The following is a 9,142-nucleotide window of genomic DNA, read 5'->3' as shown; positions in this document are numbered from 1 at the left end:
AGCGCGCTCGCGGTGCAAGCCGCTCCAGTGAGACAGCCAGCCGAACGTGCGCTCAACGGTCCGCCGTACAATCTTGCCAATTCGACGTTCGAGTGGTCGGCTCGCATTCCACGCGAGCGGCTGGTTGACGGCTCTCGAACCGATAGCGCCTCGGTTCGGCTGAAGCCTCCTTCCGGACCCGCCGCACCCCGCACCGATGGAGGTGCACATGGGTCGATCGACGCCGCAGGTGGTCGTCGTGGCGCGTATCTCGTTCGAGACCACCAGGCTCAGTCCGCAGTACCTGGTCGAGGCCTACGCCCGCATCCTGCCGGTGACCCGCAAGCCCATCGCATCCGTAGGGCCCGTACCAGTTCAGACGAGGAGGACTGAGCATGGCTGAGGGTGGGGTGGCCTTCTACGCGCGCGTCTCCAGCGAGGCCCAGGCGCGCGAGCATACGATCGACAGCCAAGTCGCCGCTCTGCACGAGCGCATCGCCGCCGATGGGAGCAGGATCGCGCCCGACAATGGCTATGTGGACGAGGGGCAGAGCGGCGCCTCGCTGGTGCGCCCCGCCATGGAGCGCCTGCGCGACGCGGTGGCTGCCGGCGCGATCGAATGCCTCTACGTGCTGGCTCCGGATCGTCTGGCCCGACGGCACGCGCATCAAGCCCTGCTCATGGAGGAGTTCCGACGCGCGGGTGTCTCGGTGATCTTCCTCTATCGTCCGATTGGAGCCAGCCCTGAGGACGATCTGCTGCTGCAGATCCAGGGCGTCATCGCCGAGTACGAGCGCGCCCAGATCCTGGAACGCGGTCGGGCTCGGTCAGCGCGCTGGCTGGCGCGCCCTACGGCTATCGGTACGTCACCCGCGATCAAGGCGGTGGGGTTGCCCGGTTCGAGGTCGTGCCCGAGGAGGCCGGCGTCGTGCGCCTGATCTTCGCCTGGATCGGGCTTGAGCGTCTGAGCCTGCGGGACTCGACACGGACCGGCTGGCGTTACTCGACGAGACGGCCGCGGCCACCACCCCGAGTCGGTGCGGCGGCCCCTCATGCAACCCCACAAAGGCAAGTACAGGCATCTACCTCGAAAGATCAAAATGTCGGGCGCCTGCCATTTCTCAACCGAGAATATCACTATAGATTTTAACATACTCCGCATTCATGATCTCGATTGTCCGGGGCGCCTTAATATTCGCTCGCAGATTCGACCAAGTCTGAGGCCCGGCCAGACAGCGCTCAAAAGTATTCGAGAGATCCAAAGGATCGTCTGGGCGAAAATAGAATCCGTCTCTACCATGTTCTACAGCCTCCCGCATCCCTCCGATGCCAGAACAGAGGACGGGCCGCCCAGCGGCAAACGCTTCCTGAATCACGATCGGCGAGTTCTCCCACCACACTGAGGGCACAACAACCCAGCCACATGTCTGCATATGGCTTATAACAGACTGAGGGTCGTAGACGCCGCGAAACACGATATTTCCGGACCACTTATTCAACGAGGAAGCAAGACTTTGAATAGCCGGAAGACGAAGCGCGCCGGCAATATCGCAGCCATAAATTGAGAAAGTTGCGATGGATCCGAGCTTTTCCAGAATCCTAACAGCGGCTGTTAGGTAAACATCAAGACCCTTATACGGCGTCGTCTGCCCGAAGAAAGCAAAGCGGGCGTGCAAATCTATCGGGCAGCCATGATCAACGTTCTCGGGAGCGGAACAAGAGGTGCCATTTTGAACAAGGAGAATGTCGTTTACCAATCCGGCATCCTTAATCATCTCAGCAAGGAAGCGACTTGGCGCAGTAATAGCCTGAAAACTAGCAAAAAAATGTTCAAACAAGCTGGACCTGAGCCGAAATTCCTCCTTTGAATGTTCAGGAAAACAGAGATGACAGTCGATTGGGGACGCGCGATTACACCGAAGACGCGAATTCCGCCTGATCATCTGACCGTGTTGATAGCAAATCGATAAAAACTCATGGAGCGTTAAAACAAAGGCCGCATGAGGGAAGCGTGAACGTAGATAAGCGGCAGCATTGACTCCAAGTTGGAAGAAGTGGTGGAAATGGAAAACGTTAATTTTTCGTTTATCGCAAATCGAAGCAATATCATCGAGCAATTTCCAGTCATCGGTTGTCCCCAAAAAGTCGTCATACCTGTCTGATTGCAGCAAGAATTCTTCCGAATCATACTCGACGATCCGCTCGTCTCGACTGAAGATTGAGTTCCCGCTTCGCACTCTCAGTGGCACGGCCGTAAATAAGGTTGCATGATCGCAGACCTGCTGTAGATGCCTGAAGGAGCGATGCGCAACGATCTCTCCTCCACCCTTAGTGAGAGCAGGATGGGAATGTGCCAGAACGGCGACTCGCTGAGTTTTCATCAGTGCTTTGCTTCATCAACCGAGGCTGTGGCTTCGACAAAATTTCGTATGAAGTGATCTATCTCGAGCGATTCAAGATGCTGAGGCGGCGGGGCAACCTGCAGGAGGCCGTCCTCGGGCTCAGTAGATATCTCCAAGATATCCAACTCCCGCATTAAATCAAAAACAAGAGAAAGCGTTGAAGTATAGCAGCGGCCACCTGAAAGCACCCAACGAACGTCACTTGCGCAAGCGATCACAGGAAAAAAACTAGTAAGGGGAAAATCTTTGGGGCGCGCAATTGTACCATTGAGCACCGGCAGCACATCCAAGCGTCGCGAATTTTTACTTGTGCGCAGTTGAATAAGCTGTCCCTCCTTCACGTGATTGGCGATCTCCGTGAGAAGAGCGTGAAAGGTGCGCGTCACGAGCGAGCCGGCAGGCAGAAACAGAATCAGGTCGTGATCTGCGAGAAAAGATGCCTCGACTGCATATACCGAAGAGTACGACTGAATTCGCTCTCGTTCATCTGTCGCAGTCTGGGTAAATCCACGTTTACTTCTACTCTGGACGTCCCAAAGACTTGCCACATTACCGAAGCGGTACCAAAGTGAGCCGACCGACGCGCAGGTTGCACGCGCGAATACGTCATTCGAGCTGCAGCAAATTAGGATGCCCACCGACACAGACTTTCGGTTCGCCACGGCTACGTGACGGTATCTGCAGAGCGCGGCGCGCCTACGAAGTCCACCAACTTTATCGACGCGGACGAGATCTGCCGCAGCATTCAAATCCATCGCGGCGGCCCTCCTGAAAAGATCGGAGTTCGCTGCGTCGAACGCGGGCTTTTCTAAAAGTTCTGGACAGATCAAAAACTCTTCCTCGGCACCATCGGTGCCGCGGGACTGCCATAAATAACTCTCGCCCCGCCGCATTTTGATATCAGACGCCGTGCCACTAAAAAAGAAAGTGGTATTCTGTAGCGATATATCACCTAAAGTTTCAGCACTCAATCTGAAACAAGGCTGATCTTTCTTGCCTACAATGTCGCCGCTCCAATCCGGTACATGCCCGATCTCGACTAACACAGATCCAAATCCATCCGCGATGGCGGTCTTCAGCGTGCTCTCAGAACGGGTCCGAAATCCGGAGCTAACCATTTTAGGGGTTTCAATTCTGCTCATTGCGATCTCACGAAAGCAGTCAGGCTAGGACCTTGGTTCAACACACTGACCTATCCCTACCAGCATCCGTTAACAATCTCACTCAGCAAAGGTTTTCTCGCAAGAGGGATCCGAGAGGGCGAAAAGCGGGGATGATCAAGAGATTCTAATACTACTTCGGCAAGCTTATGTTCCGGCGGTCGAACGAGAGCGGAGTCGATGCGAGGGTAGCGCCAGAGCAGCCATTTGCTGAGGTGACCTAGCGTTTGCTTGCCGGACCGGCGGCCTTGCGAAAGGCGGCGGTCGGCCGCTCGGCACAGTATGCGGCCGGTTCGACGCCTCGAGACACCAGCTTGGCGAAAGCTGCTGGACGGTTCGGAGGCGGTGCTCCGCTGCTAGGCGGCTACCACATCGCGCCGATAATCTGCCCGCCCATCGCCAGGAAGCCGGCGTCGCGTGAGGCCGTTTGCTGGGCTGAGAACAGCACGTGGATGGCCGGTTGGCCCACGATCTGAGCACGCCGTGAGCGCCCCCCCGAAGGTCCAGAGCATGTCGGCGTCCAGCACCACAGCACACAAATCCAGTATGGCGCAACGTCGGTGCGGCGGGGTTGGGAGTACCAGGCGCATCGGGAGCGCTTCGAGCGCATTCCAATGATGTGGTCCCGACCTTCGCACTCCCATAAGGCCCGCGGCTTCTGACCCGCCGCATCAGAGGCCGAACAAGTGGCAGCATCCGATCACGCACAGCGCCCGTTCAGAGAATCCGCTTGCACCCGAGGGCCATCCACACATGGTTCTGCAGCACGCTCATCCGGCCGCCCGCGCCTGTCACGCGCCTGGACCTGGCTTTACGCCTATCCACGAACGCTACGAAGCATTATTCTCGAAATGTACTCGACCCGCAATATCCGTCAACTTGGCGTAAATGTTCGTGAAGCATTAGTCGTCAGGGCCTGGAAACCACTTCTGCATGACTTCTACGAACGAACTAACCGAGCTACTCCAGCTAATTTCTGAAACACGGGTACATGCTGCCGAGCTCAAAGCGGAGAGCTTTGATGGATCGTCCACTAATTCCATAAGCACATGAATGAGCTGCTCCGCTACAGCCTTGTCGCTGCCTTCGGAAATGAGCACGCCATCAACCTCATCGTCGATAAGCTCACCGACCGCGCCTACGTCAGTGACAACCGGAACACATCCAAGGCGTTGCGCATCAATGATGCTAAGCGGCGCACCTTCCCATCTCGACGGCAGGATCATTATATCTGCTTCTGAAATCGCGCGGGTGATTAAGTCAGAGTCATATAATGGTTCTTCCACCTTCACCCCGATCGCCTCAAAGCGAGCGCTCCAAGAAATTTGCAAACCACTTTCTATAACTTCGCTCCCGATTATGCGCCACTTTATAGGTAACTGCCGGTGAAATGACTCGCGTACTGCGTCATGAATTCGCTCAATACCCTTTTGCCGGTCAAAACGGCCGAGAAAAATCACAGATAGCGCCTTGCGAATACGCCCTTTACGCTGCGCACAGATTTCTTCGACCGCTTGCGGAGCGAGGCTATAGCTCGGAGCGTTAGGTATGTGCATCAACTTTTGTTGAGGTACACCCATGCTGTGGAGCCAAAAGCAGAGACTTTCCGAGCAGGTAAGCATCAGATGATAAACGTGCTCAAAAGCCAACGCGATATACGGGTGGCCGACATCTCTACGGACATTATTTTTGTCCATCACGTGCCAATAACCAACGATCTTGGCCCCGCGCCGCCGCAACTCAGCCAACACGGCGTTGGCGGGGGCAACCTGACAGTTGACGATGACGTCAAGCCCGCAGAGCAACCCTAAGATGAGATCAGACTGAGCTTCCGGATCACTTCCAAGTAGAATTTCGTGCCCTTGGTAAACATGAGGACCGCCCCATAAATTGTATTCTGCCGCCAAAAAGTTGATGCTTTCGAACACACCTTCAGCATCAGGCACACCTCGATAGGTAGGTTCACCAAAAATGAAGAGATGCAGTTCGTAGCCATTGTCTTTCAGCACTTTTGCAAAAGCGTAGGCGACCTTCTCTACGCCGCCGAAGGATGCAATTGGGAGAAGGATACCAATGGTTGTCCTCTCAGGATTGTGAACCCGCGGCATAATAGGAGAAGCTCCGACCGTCCGTCTGAGGAGCTCATGGTAGGATGATCGTCTCGGAAAATAAGCGTTCCGCCAACTCCAGCGCTTTGCCTTTTCGGAATGATACTCGCTTTCTCCAACTTCCTTGGCGAGCGCGAGCAAAGCCGTCGTGCAGGATATTTGCGCCCCGTTCAATTCTTCGTCGAAGAAGGGAGCGCATACAGTTAGTATGGCAACGTTAGGCGCAGGGTTGCTGCTCTTTAGTGTACAAATCCATTCGTCGGAACTGTCGACGGCACATTGTTCGAACATAGATGATCGTGTTGCCCAACCGGCAGGGACGAAATCCAATGCAGCCCGCTCACCGGCCAAATCCAATCGCATGCTAATGGCATGCTGTTCATATCGAAATCGTACAGCTACGAAATGATGCTGCTCGACTAAATACTCAATTTTCCACAAGAAATTGTGAACAATCCTCATCCTTTTAAGGGCTACGAACTGGATTTGCCGCATCCATAGCAGAACTGGAGGCACACCATACGCGTCTGGCTCTGATCTCTCCGCCCAAAAGGCAGTTATAAAATCGCGGTGTCCGATTTCAGCGACTTGAGATAAAGGATCGGTAAACAACGCAATCTCGTCAAGCCCAGGCTCTATCAACGCATAACGAGGGACTTCTTCGTGCTCCCACTGAAGAAGCATTTTTACATCGAACAGACTTCCATGTTTTCTCTGAATGTATTCGAGGATATTCCCACGTTGTCGATTAGAGTTGCGCAGCATACTCTCAGCGCGCTGTCGGTATTCAAATCCGAAAAACGGAAAATTTGCTCCACGAAACCCGCGGGAGATACATTGAAGCCAAAAGTCCCAATCTTCAAATCCAGCCTTCATCGATTCATCAAAGCGAACACCGCTTTCAAGTAGTCGACGCGATACGAGACTACCAGCTTCGCAAATATTGTCGAATGTCAGATGAAGCAGACGAGAGTACGGTACGTTATAATTGCCGTGCCACTCTAACCCCACTTTATCGATATTCGGGTACACCCAATCAATCGCTGTGTTTTCTCTCAAAAAACCTATCACATTTCGGATAGTCGTCGGCGCGATACGATTATCAGCATCGAGGAAAAACACCGCTTCAACCCTAGGGAAATTCGCTAAAACAAAGTCGATCCCGAAATTACGTGCAGAACTCAGTCCACCGTTCGGCTTACGCAGGTAGAAAACTGAGTCTCTTCCTAAAGCGTAGCTTTGCCCTACCACCTGAGTTTCCGCTGAAAGGCATCCGTCATCTACAATAACTGTTGCGATTCCTTCGTATCCCTCTTGTGCAATAACAGAGTCTACGGCTTCTGCAAGAAAAACAGAATGCTGATAAACAGGCACTACAACAGCAACCGAAATATTCTGAATTTTTTCCATGAACATCATTTCACACATGGTACTTAGTGCCGGCAGAAAGGCGAAGCCGCGTAAGTGTCGCTATACGATTGTGCAGGACGGATATCAGCTGCAGTCTTGCTGAATGAGAGCTGTGATCGCCCTGAATCGAGCCCACGCGAAATCATTATTTCCTTCTTCAGTCATTCGCGTAAATAGATAGATATCAGCCCAGCCATGATACTTTTCTTTTAAGAATAGATTTATTTCCTCAATTGCACCCGGCTTGACGGCTTTCCATTCTGAGCACACAAGGTCCGGCATTCCCGAGCTCGTTTCCGGAGGTATTTTTCTGTCCTCATTGGATGTCTTACATACTCCGATCGAAAAGCTAATGTCCGCGGATTTCGCATTTCCGATTGCTAACTTTGCAGATATACGAACAGCATCGGGCGGAAGGCCATGAGGTATAATAGCGGTTGTCATGCCGTAAGCAGGAGGATGAACAAATACCTCTCCTTCGCTTTTTAGATACTGGACCGCATTGAAGTCAAATGACGCATCGGCGGAATCAAGAATAAACACTTTTGACAGATGGCGCTCAGAGACTCTTGCCTCAACCATTCCCGTATGTGTGTCATATTTCGTAATGCTATGCCAGGGCGTGCTCCACTCCGGGGGCGAGAAGCCGGGAAGTCCTGCCCAAACCTCTAGTGCAAGACTGTTCGATGCGATAGGAGATCCAGTGCGGGCGCTACGAACCCGAAATTGTTCTATCGGTTGCGGGGTGCCCAGAGAGAGTGTCGGAGAACTACCTCCTCCTTCGTATCTTATGCTGAGTTGCAGGGTGCGTTTGATACCATATAGGGCTCGCGGAAGGACGAATGTGTTCCAACCCGAGTTTAGGTCGCGAGAGGGCACCCGCCAAATGGCGAGGCGGCGTCCATCTTCCAGAGAATTTAGTTCTACAAGCAAGTCACCTTCGTCATGACTTAATTCGATTATGTGTATCGACGCTGCGGTCACCCCCGTACTCGCCACTGGCAAAATCTGGATTATGCCATCTATGTCGAAATCTAGACTGAAGCCCGCACCTTCAAGAGCATCTGACCGGAAGGCGAGGTCTGCAGGCTGGATTGATTGTCGCGATAAGTAGGCTTCTACAGCAAAGAAATTGTTTTGAAGCTCCTCGTTTGCGCGCCTGAGTTGGGAAAGCTCACTCATCAGTATCGATGCGTACGAAGCTAGGCTTAGGTTTGACTGAATAAGAGCTGACGCTACATACTGAGCGAGCGGCAGCGCGTCATTTTTCTCAAATATAGCTAGCGGCGGGACGTGCCGCGCACCGAGCGAGATCAAGCTCTCGCGAAATGCTTTGAGATCTTCTTTACAATCTTTGTTGAACGATACGACCCCCACACATAAAACGGGTGCTTGTGTCAGAGGCACGGCAGCCTCGGAAGCGGCCGCAATAACAAATCCTCCTGACGACCGACGGAAGCCAATCGGAACGATCGGCGGGTATAAAAATTCGGCAATGATTTCGATGTCGTTATACGGGACGAAAACACATGGTTGACTTGCAACTGCGAGAGCAGCTTGCTTGATTTGCGTGGTCATCTTCGATATCGATTCTTAGAGGGGCAGGGTCTCAAATGATAACAATTGGAGTACCTAGGTTGGCTTTGGTTAAGCAGATGCGCATAATCCGTCGGGAGAGCCGCAGACGAGTCTGCACGAATTCGGCGGCTCATCAACCTTTTGGCGAACGGTGTGCGCAAGGTGAACCATCCCTGGACCGACGGTCAGGTCGAGAGGATGAACTGCACGATCAAAGACGCGACCGCCAAACGCTATCACTACGACAGCCACGATCAGCTCAGAGACCACCTCCAGCTCTTCGTGGATGCCTACAACCACGCGCGCCGGCTCAGGACGCTGCGGGGTCTGACACTCTACGAGTTCATCTGCCAGGTCTGGACGAAAGAACCCGAACGCTTCAGGCTCAACCCGTCACACCACACCCGGGACCATACACTGGCGCCATCCAGCGCTTCTGCCTCCGCACCCTTCAAGCCGGAGAGACAAAGGAATCAGGACACTAGCTCTTATTAAGATTCAAGCC

At 53.5% G+C, this 9,142-nt stretch carries 5 protein-coding genes and 2 pseudogenes; 2 read left to right on the top strand and 5 right to left on the bottom strand.

All coding sequences use genetic code 11. The features are described from left to right. Window positions 1–374 precede the first annotated feature (374 nt). The gene (locus tag MOX02_RS28280) at window positions 375–917 is read left to right on the top strand and encodes a recombinase family protein (protein WP_238179858.1); all 543 of its coding nucleotides are present in this window, start codon (window positions 375–377) and stop codon (window positions 915–917) included. A gap of 183 nt (window positions 918–1,100) precedes the next feature. Here MOX02_RS28280 and MOX02_RS28275 read toward each other — a convergent pair whose 3' ends face one another. The 5 genes and pseudogenes from MOX02_RS28275 to MOX02_RS28260 form a co-directional block, all read right to left on the bottom strand. After that, window positions 1,101–2,360, bottom strand: coding sequence for a glycosyltransferase (locus MOX02_RS28275; RefSeq protein ID WP_147029120.1), 1,260 nt, complete (start codon window positions 2,358–2,360; stop codon window positions 1,101–1,103). Continuing rightward, window positions 2,360–3,523, bottom strand: coding sequence for a hypothetical protein (locus MOX02_RS28270; protein WP_147029119.1), 1,164 nt, complete (start codon window positions 3,521–3,523; stop codon window positions 2,360–2,362). The genes MOX02_RS28275 and MOX02_RS28270 overlap by 1 nt, the downstream gene beginning before the upstream one ends. Window positions 3,524–3,914: 391 nt before the next feature. Then, window positions 3,915–4,086, bottom strand: a pseudogene (locus tag MOX02_RS32505) (IS5/IS1182 family transposase); the annotation flags it as partial. Between the two features lie 357 nt (window positions 4,087–4,443). Further along, window positions 4,444–7,059 (bottom strand): glycosyltransferase, encoded by a 2,616-nt coding sequence (locus tag MOX02_RS28265; RefSeq protein ID WP_170268033.1) that lies wholly within the window; start codon window positions 7,057–7,059, stop codon window positions 4,444–4,446. Between the two features lie 84 nt (window positions 7,060–7,143). Beyond that, a complete protein-coding gene (locus MOX02_RS28260) occupies window positions 7,144–8,637 on the bottom strand; it encodes a DUF6212 domain-containing protein (protein WP_147029117.1) in 1,494 nt (497 codons plus the stop codon). A gap of 159 nt (window positions 8,638–8,796) precedes the next feature. On the opposite strand from MOX02_RS28260, the pseudogene MOX02_RS28255 reads away from it, so the two are divergent. Further along, window positions 8,797–9,122, top strand: a pseudogene (locus MOX02_RS28255) (integrase core domain-containing protein); the annotation flags it as partial. Window positions 9,123–9,142 lie beyond the last annotated feature (20 nt).

Source organism: Methylobacterium oxalidis, assembly GCF_007992195.1.
Lineage (GTDB): Bacteria > Pseudomonadota > Alphaproteobacteria > Rhizobiales > Beijerinckiaceae > Methylobacterium > Methylobacterium oxalidis.
Note: the sequence above shows the minus strand (reverse complement) of the source record. Positions and strands in the feature narration are given on the sequence as shown.

Coding starts and splice junctions, on each gene's coding strand:
- MOX02_RS28280 (WP_238179858.1), top strand. CDS start 375: ATGGCTGAGGGTGGGGTGGCCTTCTACGCGCGCGTCTCCAGCGAGGCC.
- MOX02_RS28275 (WP_147029120.1), bottom strand. CDS start 2,360: ATGAAAACTCAGCGAGTCGCCGTTCTGGCACATTCCCATCCTGCTCTC.
- MOX02_RS28270 (WP_147029119.1), bottom strand. CDS start 3,523: ATGAGCAGAATTGAAACCCCTAAAATGGTTAGCTCCGGATTTCGGACC.
- MOX02_RS28265 (WP_170268033.1), bottom strand. CDS start 7,059: ATGGAAAAAATTCAGAATATTTCGGTTGCTGTTGTAGTGCCTGTTTAT.
- MOX02_RS28260 (WP_147029117.1), bottom strand. CDS start 8,637: ATGACCACGCAAATCAAGCAAGCTGCTCTCGCAGTTGCAAGTCAACCA.